This window comes from Arthrobacter sp. Leaf337, from assembly GCF_001423745.1.
In the GTDB taxonomy this organism is placed as follows: domain Bacteria; phylum Actinomycetota; class Actinomycetes; order Actinomycetales; family Micrococcaceae; genus Arthrobacter.
The window spans coordinates 1-18,728 of sequence record NZ_LMPC01000005.1 but is presented as its reverse complement, the minus strand read 5'-3'; the positions used below and the strand labels follow the sequence as shown (position 1 = coordinate 18,728).

The following is an 18,728-nucleotide window of genomic DNA, read 5'->3' as shown; positions in this document are numbered from 1 at the left end:
TGGCGCCAGATGCCTGTTGCCTTTTCCATGAGTCAACGCGGCCTGTTGCGTGGGTCACGTTTGATGTTTAGGGTGGGCGGTGGCCGCAGCGTCGCGGTCCCCGTCCCCGCCCGCATAGGGAGAATCATCGTGACAGATAAGCTAAAAGTGTTGGTCCGCGTTGACCTTGACCGCGCACAGGCCCAAGTTGCCGCCCAGGGTCATGTGACGGTGGAAAGCGTCCGCGGCCTGTATGCGGTGATGAAACGGGCCAACACTCTCATGGCGGACCTGACATTAGAGATCGACATGACCGGCGCCCGTGTCGAGCCGGACGCGGTGGAGCAGCTTCGCGATTGTGCCCGCTCCCACCACTTGCCCGCCCACGTGGACCCGCTCCAGTCTGATTACAGGTTCAGCATCCTCGCCCCTCTCGAGGACCCGACCCGCGCGGAAGCGCCGGTGCTGGCGGCCTAGGGCCAGCTGCATCGCAACCAAACCCGGATAATCCGGCGCACCCCACTGCAGCGCGGCGATGCTGCCGGCGCCCAGAACGAAGGCGCCGGCGTCATCCTTCACGGGCTTGTACAGTGGCCGTTTCACTTGGCAGCGCAGAGACAAGTTTGTTAATCTACAATAAATAAATTAGGGGGATCGGTGACCACTACTAAGGCGAGGCTGACGGACGTGCCAGCCTTGGCGTGGACATCTGCCCTGGCATTCACCCGGATTGACGGTGTTGACCGCCCCTTCCGGGCCGCCCTGGAGTATTCGCTGCAACTTGGGGCGGCAATCGGGCTACTGACCGGCGGCAAGCTCTTTCATCAGAACCGCATCGTCATGGTCGGACTCGTGGACCCGCGGAAGTCGCAGATTCTGCCCGGCCTAGCTGGGTTCGTGCCCTTCGGCATACCTATTGTGCTGATTTCGGTCGTTCTTCCAATCGCCACCGGGTCGATGATCGCGACAGGTGTGGGGCTGTTGGTCCTGTTTGGGTCGTTGGCCCCGGCGTTGAAACGAATGCTGAGACCGGAAACCCGGCAGGCCGAACGCATCCTCAAAGAAGCGGTCGGCGCTTTGCCGAAGGACCAGCTGGTCTATACCTACAGCCTCCTGGTGCGCAGACTCGAGGCCACACCCGGATCCGGACAGCGACTCCTGAGCCGAGTGCTGGAAGAGAAGGTGCCAGGAGGGGCGCTGGTCGCCTGCATAGCAGCGGACCATCGACTGGTCCCTGTCTACGAGAAATTTGGGCTGCGCCCGCTGCGGGGCTCCCTGGCAATGCTCACACCAGAAACCAACGAAACCGGATCCATGTAAAAACGCCCGCCAACGTACCTACACCTGCTGACGATGCCTCCCACTGGCATCTACGGCAGTGCAGGTCCCACATAAAGACACACCTGCGATGCCACGAAAGGAGGACACCATGGCCACAAACGACAATACGGCCGACGCCGGGCAGTTCACCGCCCAGTTTGGCAAAGACCCCAAGGAAATGAGCAAGGACGAATTCGTCCAGCTCCTCAAGGACATCAAGGACGGGAAAGTCGCACAATCCGCCGAGCTCGACGAGATCGGGAAGCGCAGCGACCTCCAGCCTGGGGACGCGATCGCGTTCCTGCCTGCACCCGACAACGGGAATGCCTAACGATGTGCCGGCCGAAGAACCACCCTCGAGGCGGCTATCAGTGCAAGGATCCCAACAGCATCGCTGCGGCGGCCTCAGGCGAGCTGATGGCCTACATAGGGGCAACACCTTTCAGGCCTGAGAGCGCAGAGCTGCTCGCCCTGGATTCACGCCCGTCCTACTACGCCTCCGAAGAGTGGCGCGAGTACGACGACACGATCAGAAACGTCGGCCGTGCGCACCAGATCGAAATGCTGGATGACAAACCCGCTGACGGTCTATGGGAAGGCGAAACCGAACCCGCCGGAGCCTACACAGTCCGCGGAGACGGGGAATGCATCAGGGCCTGGGCAGGCGAACTCGCCGGCCGCTACAACCAGGACTCGGTCATGGTGGCGTTCGTCGACGAGGCCGGGCCAGATCGCATGTACACGTTCGGCAGCAGCACACCCATTGACGCAGAAGACGCCCTGGACGCACTCAGGATGGCCGGCATCCCCGGCGGACGCGTAGTGAATGGCACACTTCAGATCCTCCAGACCTCGGGGCATCCGGACCAGTTGGCCCTCTACGCCATCCAACGCCGCTACGGACAACCGGAATGGACACCGGTCAGGGCGGAGTTCGTCGAAAAGAACGTCGATCACTCACAGCACGCCCCGATCCGCGATATCCAGGCCCTTCGGCAGCGATACCGCGAGCGCAACGGGCTCTCCGGGCGTACGGCATTGCCGCACATGACGGAGTTGGACGACGTAGCGGCGGCGAAGGCCTATGCCGCCGCTCTCCACGATCCAAAGAATCCTGCTGTGCGCCGCTCGTACAGGGCTCTGCAGAGGCACATCCAGGCGCAGTACGTGGACTTCGTCGAGGCCGGCTACGCCTTCGAGCCCTGGCACTCAGAGAGCAGTGAGCAGCCCTATGCGGACTCAGCGGGCATGCTCAAGGATCTGAGGGACAACAAACACCTGTTCTACTTCCGGACGGAGGTTTCGGACTCGACCGAGGGTGCGCTGCCCACAGGGCACCCAATGGCCAGGACTGTCTCGGTGCCGGATGGGCAGGGAACGAGCCGCATCGTGCCCTTGAATGATGCATTTCGTGCCGTTCATGACGCTATTGCTCACGGGGACGGCTTGATGTTCGGGCCGGAGGGGGAGAAGCGGGCTTGGTGGACGCACAGGACTTGCCTGCCGAAGGAAGCCAGGATGGCGCTCTTCTGTGAGACCAGAGGCCAGAACACCTGGACAAACGCTGGGCCGCACATGCGCGACGGAGACAGTGTGCTCAAACGGGGCCAACAGGGCTGGCTTCCGCAGCCCATCCGCCCCTATGCGGAGCAGAAAGCCGCCCGACTTCCCAAAGGCCTCTGCTGACGTTCAGTGGCGTCTTCGCGTGGTGCCACGATCACCGCCGGGACCTGCCCGGCGACGGCTGCAGGTCGAGGTCGGCCTGGATCCACTGGGCGGGCGAGGTTCCGCAGGATTTCTTTGAATGATGTTACGGGGCACCACCATCGCGAGATAGGAGGCGTGGACACGGCGTCGGTGGCAAAACGGGAACGATGGCCACCTACCCAGAGTGACAACACCGGGTGCCCATGAGGGCTTGGCCGCGAGGAGATACGGCATGAACCAACCCCATTTTCCAGCCACGAGGAGCGGCCGCCACCTTGTAGGGCTCGTGGGCTGCTCGTGGTCCAAGCTCCAGAGGCCGGCGTCACCACGGGAGCTCTACACCTCTCAGCTCTTCCGAAAAGCTGCTGCCTACGCGGAGTGGAACTGCGACCGCTGGTACATCCTCAGCGCCAAGCATGGCTTGCTGCACCCTGACCAAGTCATTCCCCCGTACGACGTCAAGCTCGGAACAAATGTCCATCGCTGGGGCGATGAGGTCAGGGCGCAACTTGCTGTCGAACTTGCTGACGTCGCCGGCGTAGCCCTTGTGGCCCTCGCCGGGAAGCAGTACCAAACAGTCCTCAGGCCCTGCCAATGGCCCTTCCAAATTCCCATGAAGGGACTCGGAATCGGCCAGCAACTCGGATACCTCACCAACCACCTCAAGTCTTTGGAGCGTGCGTCATGACCCGCATTCGCACAGCCAGCGGCACAATCCTCCCGGACGGACAGGCGGCAAAATGATCGAGATCTACACACAGCCAGCCTGCGGCCCCTGCATCGGTGTGAAGGGCAAGGCCAAGAGTCTCGGGCTCGACCACAAAGTTTTCGATGTTACCCAAGATCCCGACGCCTACGAACGCCTGTTGGCTCTGGGATACACAGGTACACCGGTCACGATCAATACCGCCACCGGCGAGCACTGGAAGGGCTTTGACCCTGACCGAATGGCAGCACTGGCCCAAGACAAGGCCGCATAGATGGCGCGTCGGCAAAGGTCCGTGTGGCCCTTAGTCAAAGCGTTGCTGCTGTTTCTGACCTTCACCGTTGTGGCGGACACTGTCGGTTTACCGGTGGTTCGTGCCCTGGCATTGAGCACGCCGGAACAAGCATGGGAGGCCATCCGCTGCATCGCCACGGGCGTCCTTTTCCTCCTGATCTTTGCCCGGTTCATAGCCTTCCTGATCGGAGCGAGCGCTGAGACGGGAACGGCTGTCGGCGGTGGCCGTCTTGTGTCTGTTGGCAACGTGAAATCAATCAGGCTCAGCAGCTCTGCCCGGCAGGCAGCTAAGTCCTTATGCGGCGCCGACGCCGAAGAAGCCGAGATCCTGAAAAAGGCACGCGAAATCGAAGCCGGCTGGGCAATTGAGTTCCTCGGATACGAGGACAGCTGCAGACATGAAGCGGCACACGCACTCGTCGCCCACCATTTCGGCGCGACCGTCCTCGATGCTCACGTAAAGCCTGACGGATCTGGAATGGTCCAATGGGTCTTACCGTCACCACGGCCAACCAGTCAGGACGAAGCATGGATGAGAATTTGCATCGCCATGGCAGGAAATGTCCAAGATCATCTGGATGACAGGCACGATGCTGGGTCAGCCAAAGACCTGCAGCAGATCACGGAGAATGTCGCAGCTCTGCTCTCCATAGGCCACAGGCCACCCGGCGGCGGACCCCTATCGTTCGACAGCATTATTGGTGCGGCGCGGCAGCAGACTCGGGAGAGCTTCAGTGGTCGCACGAACGAAGTGAACCTCCTCGCCCAAGCCATAGCGGCGCACGGATATTTTCCAGGGCATAGGATCCACGCGGAACTGAGGACAAAACGCGAATCGGCCGAGACCTGGGTAGTGCGGTGTAAAGCTGCGGACGGACTGGACGCCCATACGACACGCAACTAGTATTTGTTAGAGTCAGATCAACAAATAGGCGGGAGTGGGCGTGAGCTCAGAAAAGTACCGGTACCGGCCACGGCCCTACAACTTCAAGGCAATCCCCACACTGTGGGCCGACTACACCACCGGCCGCGGAGTGCTCTCCAACGGCCAGGCGGTCCCTCCAAAGATTGGCCCACGTCGCAAGACCCCGAACCTTCAAGACATGCTGGACACGGCCGCTTCAGTCGGGGCAGAGCGAATAATGTTCACCGGAAACGTCCCGGCGAATGAGCGCGATGTGCGGCACTGGCTCATGGTCCAGACCCCTGGATGGAACGCAGGCTGGGTCGACAAAGACGGAGCCCCGCCCGTCGGTCACTGGCTGGGAACGCCTGTCACAGGGCGTTTCGAGAGAATTTCGGCGCCGCAGCGAATCGAAGTGAAGACAGCGGCCGAATGGTTCGGCAACACGCCGCTGAGCCCTGAGCAGGCCCGCCAGGCGTGGGACGCAACGGCCTTCATGATCGCCGAAGCGTTCGACGGGCAGCGCCTCGGAAAAACGCCTGCAAACTCCGGCACGAATCTCTGGGCGGCCTCGCTGCCCTTTGGGCTTGATCCCGAACCGGTTACTCCTGACATAGCAGAGGAGCTCCACCGCACCTCAGGACAGCACCATCTCGAGCACCTGGTTGCCGGCCCCGACTTCACGACACACGAGGACTGCATTCCGCTCGTCGACCCGACGAAAACGCCGCGCCTGGAGACCTTCGCATATGTCGACGGCAGGTTCATGTACGCCTCGTTGTGCCGCGAGCTGGGGATCGGCCCCGGGCTTCGACTGAACCGGGCCGACACGTTCGACATGCTGAACAACGACCCCTACGCCCGGGCACGTGTCCTCGTCCGATTCAAAGTCCCCGATAACTGGAACCACGTCGGGCTCCTGGGCGTCCAGCACAGGAAAGTCGAGGACGGCTGGTACTACCCCAACCGGCCCGGAGCCATCGCCGAAACCTGGGCAGACACCTCGGAGCTTCATGTCGCCCGGAAGGCAGGCTGGGCCATTGATCCCATCGAGTCTGTAGCGTTCGCCAAGAAGCGGATTAACAAGGACGGAAAGGATGTCGCAATCCGTCCTCTGGACACGTTCGCGAACCGCATCATCCGGATCCGTGAAGATGTCGACGCAGATCCGGAAATGCCCACAGTCATCAAGGCTGCAGTGAGCGCAGCTCTCCGCGCCATCATGATCCAGACTGTTGGGGCCTTTGCATCCAGGGGCCGGGCCTCGACGGTCATCGCCTGGAGCCCCCAGGACGTTCCGGCCCAGTATCTCTCGACCATGAAGCGGGAGGGAAAGGCCTTCGTCTACAAAGTTCCCACGGCGGAATCATCCCAAACCCGGCCCTACTACCGACCAGAACTCGCCGTTCAGGTATGGGCCCGAGGGCGGGCGAAGGTCCTGCTGGGCCCCAGCTCCTTGGGCGCCGATACCGCCGGGGCTCTGGCCGTGCCCTCCGGTAGCCTGCTGGGCATCAACGGCGACGCCATCTACACAACGCACATTCCGGAGTGGGCAAAGCCAGCCGATTACGGCGGCGGCGACGACAGCAAGGTCGGCCGCCTCCGCCTCCAGGGAGTGCTTGAGAACGTCAAGACACCGGTGACCAAGGACGAACGCAACAAACTGCGCGTCAAAGCCGTCAAGGCGGGCACGGACGCGGCATTCTTCGAAACCGAGTTTTCCACCCCCGAGGATTAGTCCATGCCGGCAAATGATCCCAATGAGATGACTCCCCAGGAGCTCGTCGTCCACCTCAAGGAGACCTATGGGTACACCTGGAAGGAGTTCGGCGAACGCATGGGGCGCTCGGAGAAGATGCTGCGGAAGGTGGCTACTGGACAGAGCCGCGGTGAGTCCTACCGTCAGTCTCTGACCGAACTGTACAACGCGGGTGAAGTTACCCATATGCCGTCTCGGCGCCGGGCGAAGGATGGGCATATTGTTCCGGTGCGTGCCAAGGCGGGAGCCGCGGGGAAGACTGTCGTGCCGGAGGAGACGGGCGGAACGTTCACGCATGTGCCGGCGCGTGGAGCGTTTCACAGCACTGTCACTGATTTCCCTGAAGGGGGCCGGCAGTACAGCGTAGAGATGCCCAAGACGGCCCGTGCGAAGGGCCGTCATGCCGGTATCGAGGAGCTGAGGCGGCGGCTGGTCACGATCTCGAAATCCCAGGCGCGCCAAGATAAGCGTGTGAAGCTGCAGGTTGTCTACCGCACTGACGGCAGAGGCCGGGTCATGGATATCGGGTCGAAATCCGGTTACCACGCCTCCGATATCCTCAACGATGTGAAGAATCTCCATGGTGGGGACATGACCGCCTGGATTGTCTCGCAGAGCCAGGAACGCTATGCCAATCTCGACGTCAAGAAATCACCCGTTGTCTCGGTCACCATGACCGTGTTCAACGCGGCAAGACCTAAGCCGGTGCGCAAAGACATGGATGCACGCGGAACCCGCAGAAGAAGTAGGAGGCGCTGATCGATGAACAAACGCAATGACGAGCTTGCGGCTGTAGTTGCGAAGCACTACGGCGTGGATGACCTGGAGTCATGCACGGACGCCGAGCTGGTCGAGAAGATCACGTCGTTGGTCGAGAAGATTCATGGCGCCGGGTTGGGCCCCTCGAGCATCAAGGGGTTGGTGAACGTCGAGGGTGTGCGTCAGATACTGAATTTGGGGAGCATTCCGGCCACTCGGGTGACGATGTCGCGGGATAAGAATTTTCCCGAACCGGTCGTCGAGGAAAAGCTGTGGAGCGCAACTGAGATCAAGAAGTACAGCTTGGCGCGGGAGGCTTCACGTATCGGAGCGCCTGGACGGCCGCCGATGTCCTCACGTCGTCATTCGGCAGGGGAGTAGCGCCGCGGTTTCACTCCGGCTTGGAGCCGGATCTTCCTTGTCCATTCCGGGCTGACACCGGCCAGCCGGGCAAGTTCGCTCACGGGTGTTTGCCCGTCGGCGGCCACTTGGGCGACGAGCCTTTGAAGGTCTGCCTGTGTCGTCGCCTTCTCACGTTCTGCTGAGGGCAGTTCGGTAACGAGGGACGTTAGGGATTTGAGCAGTTCTTCGCTGGTGATTTCCTGTGGCGCAGCTGAGGCTTCGAGCTGCTTGTTCCCTATGTCGCGGACAAGATAGAGCCTCTGGCGGGATAGCCCCGCATGGCCGGCCAGCTCGGTCGCCTGGATGCCAGCCTTGAAGCCCTGGGCGACAAGAACGGCGCGTCGGGATCGCAGCGTCTCCAGACGCTCAGTGGCCGTCTTGTGAGCGGTGCCGGCCCTGGCCAGTTCCTCATGGAGGGTTTGCGTGTCGGGCGTGGTCATTGTGTTCTCTCTCCTGATCATTAGCCTTTATGGGCGTGTGATGAATTTGTTGATCAGACGTAAACAACCGTAGGTTGCTTTTCCAATGAGTGTCAACAGTGTTGGTATGGTGACTGTGTCAACCTGAATGAGGCCCACCAGGACGGCTAGAACGGTACCCACCTGCGGGATTTGGCGGGTGCTGTTGGCGGGATGAGATGTTTGCGGACGCGCGTAGATTGCCCGGTACTCCTTTAGCTGACTCAAGGTGACAAGTAACTTGGGCTGGGGTTAAGGCGGGATCATTGAGGCGTACCTGCCGACGGCCTGCCCTCACCGCCGGTCGCAGTCGAGACAATCATCGCTGGCCCCCATCACCGGCAGCACTCAGGTGGAGTGAAGGGGTGGCCCCGGCAGTATCCCTCCGGGGCCACCCCTTGTGTTGGGATGCAGGGCATTGGTTGGGGCGTTGCGCTTCTCATTCGCTCCGGTGTCCAGCCACCGGTCTCTTCGATACCTGGAGTGGTGACCGTCGAATCCCCGCTCCCGTCAGAGCTCTGGCTTACTCTTTGTATGATCACTCCGGCCGCGATTAGAGCTACGAGAAATGCGGTCAGCACGATGGCGGTGGTTCTGCGCCGTTTGCCGGTGTCTAAGTGCATGAGACTCATGGCCTTGACCTCCTTGGCTCCGCTATTAATACATCAGGTTGTACATGCTCAGCACGTCGCTGGTGTTCGGGGTTGCGAGCAGAAGCGGCCTGCCGAAAAGTGTCTTGGGCGGCTTTACTCTCTGTGGCTCGAGGCCACGGGGGATGGCCAGGCCGGTGGTGAGGAAGGTTCCGGGGTGGACGTCCCATTGGACGGTGGGGACATACCGGGTCAGGGTGGGGATTTACCAAGCGTCGGCGCTGATTCTGGTGTGGGCTGGGGCGGCTTTGATGGGTTTGGCGGGTTCGGTTCGTTCGGCGGGTGAGCCCGGTCTGCCGGCGCCACCGTGAGGGGAGCGCCTGCAGACCGGTAGTCGGCTATTTCCCTGGCGGGTGGGTTGGCCCAGTTTGCGGCATGACGATGGCTTTGATGGATAGCAGTCGCTCTAGCTTGAGTACCTGTTGCAAGACGGAGGGCGGTTGGCTTGGCCGGCGCCGAGCAGAGCAAGCGCCGGCCGTGACCCATATTTCCGAAAGCTAATGTCGGCCTGCCCAACCGGGCTGGCGGACATTGTTGCCGGAGGAGGCGGTGGTTACTGGATGGCGGCCTTGAGTTCCTTGGCGTTTACCTAGGATCTGCTGCGCTGTCCATGGCGCTGCCCGGATGGCCGACGTCAGCGCCGGCGATCTGGACCACCTCGATCGTCCTTTTGAGTTCACGGAACAGTACCTGGCCGTCCTTCCCCCTTCAGCTGGTTGGCCACGACGAAAGACACCCCAGAAAAGGTACCCAAAGAACCCTTGGGAGGATCCCCCGGAATCCCTGGTACCTCATGATCTGATGACCGACGAAATGTGGCTCGTGGGACTGGCCGGCGGCTCACGAAAAATTGCCGTCCAACGTACGGCTGGTGGTGCTGACGTTGTGGAGAAGGGACGGAAACATCTGCCAGGTGTGTGGCCTTACGGTCGACATCGGACTACGTGGTGGCCATCCAGGAATGGCCACACAAGATCATCTAGTGCCACTCCGCCGCTACGAGCCGAAATACGAGAACGCCCACCTGAACGTCTGGGGCAACGTCGTCCTTGCTCACCTCTATTGCACTATGGCCCTCTCCGATTATCCGGCCACGCTCATTGCTGTCGCGGACTACCGCCGGATGCTGCAGGCCGCCGTCCAGGAGTTCGAATTTCACGGGCGCACGGGCATTCCCGAGACGTCTCGATGGGAAGGGCATCACCGTACGAAACCGAAGCCTGGAAGCGAGAGCAACAGGAAGGGCGGCCCGAAGGAGCATACGGAAAGGAAGGGATCGGCGCAGCTTTGTGACTTCCCAGATTCAGGGGCAGAGAAAAGGCGCCCCGTTAGGAAGACCACGATTGTCAGATCAACAGCCAAGAGCCAGGCGGGACGCCTTTGGAACAGTTTACGATACCCGCGTCTTATTGGAACGACACTAAGGGCGGGTTACGGCCGATATTTCTGGCCAGCCGGTGCGGCAGGGCTCGAGGCTCAAAGCGCAACTGCACGCTGGGCCCTGTTGCTTGCAGCTAGCGTGTGAGGATGGGGCTCATGACTGAAACGACCGGCTTCCCGTACCGTGCGCCGGCGCCCAAAAACCTCAAATGGCCTCGCTACTCCGTGCCACGCTCACTACGACGGCAATGGACGTCCGAGACTGCCATCGTCGCATTCTTTATTCCGCTGCCTGAGCCTTTGGACGTCCCACACCTGTTCGAGGTGCCGATAGAAGAAGTGCTCGACCCACGGGAAAATTCTCCCTCGATTGCACTCGGGAATCGTAGCGGTGTGGAATATGCATTCCGTATCGGCGTCCGGTTTCACCAGTCAGAGCAAGAGGTATCTGACCCCCGCGGAACGGCCGTCATGAGTGCCCTGGGGGATGTCCTAGGGCGGACGGCAGATGCCAGTGTGCCACCCATTCGCCGCCCCAAGGTTGTCACGGTAGCGGAGGTCTTTGGCCCGATGACTGTGTCGGCGAGCCGGGATGGCATTACGGACACCTTCGACGAGGCTCTGAAGGTGCTGCGTTCCATCCAGAGAGCGCACCATCTGGTCACCGAACGGCCTCTGCGGCTCGTGACCAGAAAGGGACTCCCGGCTGCACTCCCCTTCCTGCTGTCCTCAGGCGAAGTCTTCGCCAAACCCTCCGTACAAATCTTCATGGCAAATGTGGGCGAGAACGATGCAAATCATTTGCGCGGCCCTGATCTAAACCAGGATCAGCAAAGAGCACTGAGCAGAGCCTTCAACGACTACTCACCGAACATCTTCGCGGCATTTAGCGACATGCGGCGTGAGGCGAATCTCGCTTATAGACGAGGTGAAAACCTCAGCACAATCATTTTGGCTGGTGCAGCCGCAGAAGCGCTCCTGGTTGAAGTCATGCTCCTGATGATGTGGGAAGAGGACTTGAGCTGTGCTGACGTAGCAAGAGTCTTGGACACGAAGGACACCGTCACAAAAAAGGTGACATCCCAGTTCTCAGGTCGGCTCGGAGGCCAGTGGAATCTTGACAGGCCGGGGCCTGTGCGGGACTGGCGAATCAACTTGGCCGATCTGCGTAACGCTGCCGTACACGGTGGACAGACCCCGGATGACGAAGAAATACAAACAGCCTTCAAAGCACTGAGCGAGCTTGAGCGGCACCTTGGCGACCGGCTTGTAGCGAATATGCGACGTTACCCGGCGACCACTCAGATCTTCCTCGGTCCCAAGGGCCTCGGCCGCCGCGGAAAGGCGGATGCCTTCTGGGCTGCGGTCAAGGCTGACGAGACATACCTCCCTCCTGAACCCGGGCGCTATTTCCGACGCTGGAACCAAGAAGTTGACCGTATTAGAGCGAAGAGACTTATCGGAAATGCGGAGAACGCGGAGATTCTCGTCATCAGCTACCCCAACGGCGTTCATCGTTGGTTCGTCCAGGACAACGACAGCGGGCTGGCTGCACAGATCCCGGAACCAGCGCTGGAGCCGAGACTGGCGCAACAGGTGGCCAAGGTGAAGGCCCAACCGGCAATCATGCCCGTCTCCACGCTTGTTCGAGGTGCCACTTTGGCGTTAACCAGAACGCTGAACTGGCTTCCCATAGGAGAGGTAAACCCTGCGCACCCATACAGGCGCTGGCAGGTCTGCTTAATCCCGCCCCTACCGATCGAAGCCGAGGATGAGGATGCGTAGCGGCGAGACGGAGCCCTTGTATTGCGAAATCGCCTCGTCAGGAGCGTTTTGAACCGGAGTCGAGCTGGAGCAGAGGGGACGATCCCTGTCTCAAGTGCATTTGCAACTGACTGCTCTGATTCTTGGTAGACCGTGAGGCCACTGCTTCAAGCTTGGCTTTGACGACCAGTGCCAGGGCGCGCGTAGTTTGGCCCTTTCGCAGCAGGGCGGTCCCGCGAGAATCGAGTGGTCTGGGTGGTCGAGCTTTAGGCACCGCCATCCTGTTCCTGGTGTGGCCGGCCAAAGATGTTGTCCTGGAGCTGCTTCCAGCGCCCGCTTGGGAGGGTGTGGTCGTTTTCAAGGCGAAGGGAAAGGTGCGCCAGGAGGGCGGAGAGGCTGATACGAGGAAGGACCGTGGCGTACTCCAGTTTGTGGAGCGTAGTGCAGAAGGCACGGAAATAGAGGCCTGCCCAGACGGTTCCTCCGTCGCTGAGAAGAAGCTGGGCGGTGGGATCACCAAGACCTTGCCTGAGGGTTTGGTCGATGTCGGCTTCGGCGCATTGTGCTTCGGCGACCTTCGAAGCAGCCGCTTCGGCCGCCGCGGCGATTAGGGTGGCCAGCAGATCCGGAGCCACCTGGACAGACCCTGTTGCTGAGCTCGACTCGGCTGATGCGCGGACCAGGCGGACTTCCGGGTGGCTGGAGCCGATGAGTACATCGTGGCCGGCCTTTGCTGAGCGGATGTAGCCGGCGAGGTTTCTCTTCAAGGATTTGAGGGGTACGACACCCGGATTCTTTAGTGCTGGGATGGTGCCCATGGTCTTGGTCCTTTCAGTTGATCTGGCGGGTCTTCATTGGCGGTGCCTATCGTGAATTCCAAAACGGGTTGGTGAGCGATGATGTTGTTGGGACCAGCTCGGCAATCCGTGGTGCCATTCGGGTCCTTCCGCCGCAGTACGGAAATGGGGGGATTCATGCTGCCAGCCCCAGCGACTCGGCCATACACTCGACAAGGTCACGGGAGGTCGGGGGAGTGACGGCGTTGCCCGCCATCTTGACCTGCTCGCGCTTGTTGCCGAGCATGATGTATTCCTTCGGGAAAGCCATGCCGGCCTTGATCTCGTGATGCTGCAGCATCCGGCACTCGCAGTCGTCCACCTCGGGCACGGACCACTCTGTAAGGCCGTGGTGATTACCGTTCGCCGCGAAGGTGTCCAGGGGCTGGCCGACGTCCTTGGGTGCGTTGGCCCCGCTGAGTGTGGTGATCACCGCAAACCGGTCCACTGGGGTGATGGTCCGGCGGTTCCCGGTTTGAAGGTGACATCGTTGTCCAAGGATGTCGTTTCTCGTATCGCACCCGTCGTGCCCCATCGGCGCATCAGTTGCGTCCGTCCAGGTCGGCCCGTGGAGCTGGGTGCGTGTGTCGGAGGAATATCCGGTGTCAGGCGCTTTGCCTTTGACTGGCATGGTCCAGAGCTGTTGGAGGACTGATTCGGCCTCTACCGATTCCGCCGTCGATGGAGCGTCTACAGGACCCGCCATATCGAGCTGTGCGCAGCCGGATAAAACCAGAGCAAGCGCCGGAAGGAATGCGGCGAATGTGATGTGTCGTAGCAAGGAGATCGACCATCCTTCAGTGGTGTTAGCGGATGTAGGTGCCGGCTGGTGGGGGATTGCAATCAGCTCGCCGGCGGCTTCGTGTGCCTGGGGCTGACCTTCGCGGTCTTCTGGATTGCGCTGAGGATCCGTGACGGTGGTGGCGTGTGGTTGGGCGCTGACCCTTCCGCCACCACTGCCTGCCACAGGGTCTTGTCTGTGGTGATGAGGATTGTCCTGGCTGCAAGCCAATCAGTGTCATCGGCTGTTTCGATGGCCTGCCAAATGAGTGCTCTGCGTTTCGTCGACAGCGGCCCGGTGACGCCGCGGCAGGCGTCGAGTGCTTCCATGACTTCGAAGAGGTTCACGGGCTGGTTGTTAACCATCAAAGGCTCCTTAGTTTATTAATTTGATATTAACAAATAATAGGGAAGTTTGAAGTCTTGTCAATACAATTGCGAAACGTGGATAGACTGCAGAAGAGCATTGGTGCGTCGTGCAAGAAGTCGTGGTGGTCTGCTTTGGCGAGTTCTACTGTGAGCTGTGGGCCTCGCTATAGGCTTGCCCCTAGGGGCAGCCAGTCTGCGGCGGTTTAATTCGGGGAACAGGTCCGGATGGCATTATTTGTCTACGACTTCGCCCAAGGCACCCTCGTCGCAAAACCTCGGCGGCCCAACAGGCCCTCGTCAGGGGGCTGCCAAGCTTGTCGCCACAAGTGCGGCCAGGTTAGGCCTCCCCCACCAGGTGGGGCTTTGAGAAGGGTTCCTCGGCGATGAAGCGCGGCCTTCAAACGAGACCCTTGTAACGATGGTTGGAAACCGCCCAGCTTTGAGCTGAACGGAAAGGTGGGTCCACTTGCCCCAGTGCGCACAACCCGTTCGAGGTACGGGCTTCCTGCCGCGCGGTGGCGGCGGCTACTAGCCTAGGGCAACGAATAGCGGGCGCTGGCGGGGATTCCGCCCTTAACGGGCGTGTCATTGTCCAGCCTCAAGCTGGATCAGTGACGGTTGGATAGCCTCAGTTCATGACTACCTGCGATGTAATGCGATGCCAGAAAACCGGCAGCGACAGACTGACTTCAGATTCAAACTCAGCCTTTGAGCGCTTCATCTGCGCCGAACACAAGGCGGCAATCAACGGCGGTGCGCACTGGATCACCGATCCAGATACCCATGCGGTGCAAATGGGCGTAGACCTTCCCCCCAAGTTCAAAAGCTTGAGGCGACGGCGGAACGAAGGAACAGGCCAGGTTTTCGTGATTGAGACTGACCGCGGATCTCAGGACCCGATGGAGATCTTGTTGACGAACGAAGATAGGGCAACACTTGCCAAGTTGTTCCAGTCCTAGGACGCTGGGGCTGACCGTTGGATAGCCTAAAGAATATGGCATCGTGCTCTGTTCTTCGTTGTTCGCGCCCGCAGGCGGGGGCCTATTTGATTCGAGGTTCCGACATGGAGCCTCCGGTATGTGCTGAGCATCTGACAGCGCTGGAGAATGGGGCCCGCTGGAGACTCACCGTTGGTGGGGGACTACCAGACGAGCACGGCAGACAATCACTCCAGCTAACCCTCCTTATGGAGAAGGATCTCCCTCCCGAGCTTTTGGCGTGGGACGGAAGTTGGAGCATCGGCGACCAGCCGGGGATGGACGTAACCCTCCAAATTGGTAACCAAGAAGTCTCCTTCTGGGCCTCGGAGCTGGCCGTCAAACGGCTTAGTTCGTTCCTGGCCGCCCCTCGGTCATGAAACCCCCGCTGACACCCTTAGCCCGGTTCTCCTACAGCCGTCCTGAGCCGCCAAGTTGGATCGGTTCCTGAAGTGGTCGCTGAGGATGGCGTCGTCACGTGCCACCCATGCTCAGATACCGGTAGACGGTGGCGCGGCTGGTCCCGATGATCTCTCCGATGTCGGCAGGCTTGAGTCCCTGGGCCTTCAGCTCGTGGGCGCGTTTGACCTTGTGGTCGGCGGTTACCTCGCGTCGTCCTGCCTGGCAGCCGTTGACGGCGGCTACTGCCATTGCTGAGACGGGCGGGGGAGTGCGAAAAATCCCGGGATTCCTTTATTGAGAGCGTAGGAAGGGCTGCTGGTGAACAGCGGAGGCCCATGACTTCCCGGGCTTGATAAAGAATCCCTCAACAGACACTTTCGCTAGGTCTCTTGACCGGAGCGGAAGTCCGGAAGACCATGAAGGCGGGCCGATCAGCCCTTGCGGATGGTGAAGGGACGAAGATGCCTGCTGAAGCTGATGAAAAAGGTTTGCCCGGAGGGGTGAGGCTGGTCGACGCGATCGAGGCACTGCGGGCAGAACTGGCCCAGGCCATGGCCAGCGCGCCGGTCGCGGGGGTGCGGTTCCGGCCGGGCCCCGTAGAACTGACCGTCGAGGCGGCCCTGACCAAAAACTATGGCGGGAAGGCCGGGATCAAGTGGTGGCTGATCGAGGCTGGCGGCGAGGCCTCCCGCGAATCAGTGGTGACCCAGACCCTGAAGGTCACCCTGCAGCCAGTCCTGTTCAGCGCCCGGGGGGAGGCCGTTGACCTGGTCATCTCAGACGAGGATGACTCGCCCACGGGCAACCCCGGGAGCACGGATCTGCCTGCCGGGGCCGCCGAATAACAGGTCTCAGGGCAACGGGAAGAGGGGCGGTGGAGACCGGACGCGCGGTATTGATCCGCTACCGGGACGGCCAGGGTGTGCGCCGGGCCGGGTCCGGGCTGCGGATCGGAGGCAACCGGGTCCTGACCGCCGCCCACGTGGCAGCCGGCACCGGACATACGGTCATACTGGGCTCTTCGGAGCCGGACGCAACGGTCCTGGTCCGCTCCACCGACCCGGAGATCGATCTGGCCGTCCTGGAAATCAGCATCCCGGATGCCGAGAGGCTGCCGCCTCTGGGATATGCGCGGGTGGACCGGGACACGGTCGCCACCATCGAAGGATGCGTCGCGCTCGGGTTCCCGGCCTTCAAGAAGGACCAGGACGGGTATCGCCGCAGCGTCCAAGTGAACGGGTTCATACCCACGGCGGAGGGGTTTACCGCTCATCCCGGTACCGGAACCACCGCCGGGTACCTGTCGCTGAAGGCCGCCGGACCGGCCATCCGGGACCGGCCTCCCCTGCCGGGCGGGGACGTCGAGGGAACCCCTTGGGCGGGCATGTCCGGAGCCGCCGCGTTCGACAGAAATGACCGGATCCTCGGGGTGGTGCGCCACCACAACCCCGCCGAAGGCCCCGGAACACTGGCCATGACCCCGATCGAGGCCATCAACTCGCTGCCCGCACTCGACAGAGAGACCTTCTGGGCCGCCCTGGGCGTCGCCAAACCCGACCGGCTGCCCCGCCTTCCTCGCAGGGAAACGCTGTTAAGGGACGGTTTCCGGCCGCTGCTACAGGATCCGGACTACGCCGTGTTCGCTGGCCGGAGTGATCACGTAAAAACCGTGGGGGAATTTATGGCCGGGCCTGGCGGAATCCTGGCGATCACCGCGCCGGCGGGCCTGGGCAAGACCGCGCTGCTGGCGAGTCTGGTCCGCCAAGACCCGGACCGGTTCGCCTACCACTTCTTCACGCCCCGCTACAGTCCAGATTGGCTCAATGAATCCTTCTTCCTGCAAAACATGATCGAGCAGCTCGATTCCACCGGGGCCGCCGGGCCCCAGAGCCTTGACCTGCCCGCGCTGCGGGCCCGCTTCCACCACCACTTGGACGGAACCTCGGGCTCCCCCGTGTCCGGGCCGGTTCTGCTGCTGGACGGGCTCGATGAGGTAGTCGGCTGGCCGCTGGCCCCTTACCTCTTGGGACCGCTGCCCTCCGGAGTCCATCTGATTGTCACCATCCGCGACACCGGCCAGGACTGGCGCAAAGACTACGGCATCCAGACCGCACAACAGCTTCCTCTGGACGGTTTCGACCGGGACGCCGTCGCAGCTGTCTTCACCGCCACCGGCGAACTGGCCGCGAACCTGATCCGCAGACCCGGCGCCTTCGAAATCATCGAGGCCAAAGCCACTTACACTAACCCCGTCAGTTCCCTGCCGGACGGCGGGCCAGAAATCCACGGTGCGGACCCCCTCTATATCAGATTCCTAGCCCGAGACGCCAACAACCCAAGGTACGGGATGGACGATCTGAGGCGCCTGCCTGACGGATTCACCTCATACTTGGACCGGTGGTGGCAGGAGCTTAGGGCAGCTGCCGGAGACCAGCCGGTCAGGGATCTGTTTGCAGTCTTGGCTGCCGCTTTGGGTCCCCTGGCCCGTACCGACCTAGCGGCCCTTGTTCCCACCGTCTTCGAGGATCCCGGCACGTTTGCGGCCGATCACTTCGACAGCGAGGTCCTGCCTAGGATCCGGCGGATGATCACCGGCAACGATACGGCAGGCTACGCGCTAACCCACCCCCGGCTCAATGAATATCTGGGCACCAGAATCATGTCCACTGCCTTGAGCAATGCCCGAAACGCCCTGCTGGACTACTGTTCGCGGTGGGCCAAAGGCAGCTTGTATGCACTGTCCTTTTACCCCTCCCATCTGGCAGAAACCGATCCGTCCGCCCTGTCGGGGCTATACCGGGACGCGGTCTATCTTGAACGGGCCATCGGGATCATGGGCATCGACCGGGTCACCGGCACCCTGCGGACCATCGTCTCCACAGATCTGCCGATTGACCTGAACCAGGATCTCCGGGGATGCCTGCGGCTGATTGAGCGCGAGACCCGCTACCTTCGGCCACCTTTCCCAGTCGGGCAGCGTGGATATGTATGCCGGCAATTGGGGCTACAGGCACTCAGCAGCGGAGACCTTCTTCTGGCCGTTAATGCCCGCGAAGCCCTGCTCACTGTGACCCCCGGGCAGCTCGTCCCGGAATGGACCAGCCACCACAGCGCCTCGGCACTCATGGGGATATTGACCGACCACGGCTACTCCGTTTTGTCACTGGCCGTCACTCCGGACAGTACCCGTGTCGTCACCGCAGGGGCAGACGGCACTGCCCGGATCTGGGATCTGGCCAGCGGCACCGAACTCCACGCTCTCACTGGCCACGAAGGTGGAGT

Annotated in this window: 19 protein-coding genes; 14 read left to right on the top strand and 5 right to left on the bottom strand. The window is 61.5% G+C overall.

Annotated elements, in window-relative coordinates:
* Nucleotides 1–129 precede the first annotated feature (129 nt).
* The 10 genes from ASF98_RS05865 (at nt 130) to ASF98_RS05820 (ending at nt 7,809) form a co-directional block, all read left to right on the top strand.
* Complete coding sequence (locus ASF98_RS05865; protein ID WP_055799046.1) at nt 130–456, top strand: hypothetical protein; 327 nt, start codon at nt 130–132, stop codon at nt 454–456.
* 180 nt (nt 457–636) lie between these two features.
* Entirely contained in the window at nt 637–1,299 is a 663-nt protein-coding gene (locus ASF98_RS05860) for a hypothetical protein (RefSeq protein ID WP_055798815.1), read from the top strand.
* A 109-nt stretch (nt 1,300–1,408) separates the two neighbouring features.
* A complete protein-coding gene (locus tag ASF98_RS05855; protein WP_055798814.1) occupies nt 1,409–1,630 on the top strand; it encodes a hypothetical protein in 222 nt (73 codons plus the stop codon).
* A gap of 86 nt (nt 1,631–1,716) precedes the next feature.
* Nucleotides 1,717–2,985: a hypothetical protein gene (locus ASF98_RS05850; RefSeq protein WP_235505619.1), complete on the top strand. Its 1,269-nt coding sequence runs from the start codon at nt 1,717–1,719 to the stop codon at nt 2,983–2,985.
* Nucleotides 2,986–3,238: 253 nt separating this feature from the next.
* Complete coding sequence (locus tag ASF98_RS05845; RefSeq protein ID WP_055798806.1) at nt 3,239–3,694, top strand: DUF6884 domain-containing protein; 456 nt, start codon at nt 3,239–3,241, stop codon at nt 3,692–3,694.
* Between the two features lie 52 nt (nt 3,695–3,746).
* Entirely contained in the window at nt 3,747–3,986 is a 240-nt protein-coding gene (locus ASF98_RS05840) for a glutaredoxin family protein (RefSeq protein ID WP_055798804.1), read from the top strand.
* A 42-nt stretch (nt 3,987–4,028) separates the two neighbouring features.
* Nucleotides 4,029–4,910 (top strand): hypothetical protein, encoded by an 882-nt coding sequence (locus ASF98_RS05835; protein WP_156372296.1) that lies wholly within the window; start codon nt 4,029–4,031, stop codon nt 4,908–4,910.
* A 40-nt stretch (nt 4,911–4,950) separates the two neighbouring features.
* Nucleotides 4,951–6,648 (top strand): hypothetical protein, encoded by a 1,698-nt coding sequence (locus ASF98_RS05830; protein WP_055799042.1) that lies wholly within the window; start codon nt 4,951–4,953, stop codon nt 6,646–6,648.
* A 3-nt stretch (nt 6,649–6,651) separates the two neighbouring features.
* Nucleotides 6,652–7,428, top strand: coding sequence for a hypothetical protein (locus ASF98_RS05825; protein WP_055798791.1), 777 nt, complete (start codon nt 6,652–6,654; stop codon nt 7,426–7,428).
* Between the two features lie 3 nt (nt 7,429–7,431).
* A complete protein-coding gene (locus ASF98_RS05820; RefSeq protein WP_055798788.1) occupies nt 7,432–7,809 on the top strand; it encodes a hypothetical protein in 378 nt (125 codons plus the stop codon).
* Here the strand turns inward: ASF98_RS05820 and ASF98_RS05815 are convergent.
* Nucleotides 7,791–8,270: a hypothetical protein gene (locus tag ASF98_RS05815; protein WP_055798784.1), complete on the bottom strand. Its 480-nt coding sequence runs from the start codon at nt 8,268–8,270 to the stop codon at nt 7,791–7,793. The two genes, ASF98_RS05820 and ASF98_RS05815, sit on opposite strands and share 19 nt — an antisense overlap.
* A gap of 2,204 nt (nt 8,271–10,474) precedes the next feature.
* Here ASF98_RS05815 and ASF98_RS05800 point away from each other — a divergent pair.
* The gene (locus ASF98_RS05800; protein WP_156372295.1) at nt 10,475–12,103 is read left to right on the top strand and encodes a hypothetical protein; all 1,629 of its coding nucleotides are present in this window, start codon (nt 10,475–10,477) and stop codon (nt 12,101–12,103) included.
* A 245-nt stretch (nt 12,104–12,348) separates the two neighbouring features.
* On the opposite strand, the gene ASF98_RS05795 is transcribed toward ASF98_RS05800, so the two are convergent.
* The 3 genes from ASF98_RS05795 to ASF98_RS05785 form a co-directional block, all read right to left on the bottom strand.
* Nucleotides 12,349–12,900, bottom strand: coding sequence for a hypothetical protein (locus tag ASF98_RS05795; protein ID WP_055798774.1), 552 nt, complete (start codon nt 12,898–12,900; stop codon nt 12,349–12,351).
* A 154-nt stretch (nt 12,901–13,054) separates the two neighbouring features.
* Nucleotides 13,055–13,366 (bottom strand): DNA cytosine methyltransferase, encoded by a 312-nt coding sequence (locus tag ASF98_RS05790; protein ID WP_055798769.1) that lies wholly within the window; start codon nt 13,364–13,366, stop codon nt 13,055–13,057.
* A 395-nt stretch (nt 13,367–13,761) separates the two neighbouring features.
* Nucleotides 13,762–14,064 (bottom strand): hypothetical protein, encoded by a 303-nt coding sequence (locus tag ASF98_RS05785; protein ID WP_055798766.1) that lies wholly within the window; start codon nt 14,062–14,064, stop codon nt 13,762–13,764.
* Between the two features lie 638 nt (nt 14,065–14,702).
* On the opposite strand from ASF98_RS05785, the gene ASF98_RS05780 reads away from it, so the two are divergent.
* Nucleotides 14,703–15,026, top strand: coding sequence for a hypothetical protein (locus ASF98_RS05780; RefSeq protein WP_055798764.1), 324 nt, complete (start codon nt 14,703–14,705; stop codon nt 15,024–15,026).
* 492 nt (nt 15,027–15,518) lie between these two features.
* Here ASF98_RS05780 and ASF98_RS23625 read toward each other — a convergent pair whose 3' ends face one another.
* Nucleotides 15,519–15,695 carry a helix-turn-helix domain-containing protein gene (locus ASF98_RS23625; RefSeq protein ID WP_156372294.1) on the bottom strand — a complete coding sequence of 59 codons (177 nt, stop codon included), beginning with the start codon at nt 15,693–15,695 and terminating at the stop codon, nt 15,519–15,521.
* A gap of 212 nt (nt 15,696–15,907) precedes the next feature.
* On the opposite strand from ASF98_RS23625, the gene ASF98_RS05775 reads away from it, so the two are divergent.
* Both ASF98_RS05775 and ASF98_RS05770 read left to right on the top strand, forming a co-directional pair.
* A complete protein-coding gene (locus tag ASF98_RS05775) occupies nt 15,908–16,291 on the top strand; it encodes a trypco2 family protein (RefSeq protein ID WP_156372293.1) in 384 nt (127 codons plus the stop codon).
* 29 nt (nt 16,292–16,320) lie between these two features.
* Nucleotides 16,321–18,728: serine protease (locus tag ASF98_RS05770; RefSeq protein WP_200939315.1), on the top strand; the 2,408-nt coding region annotated here is incomplete at its 3' end.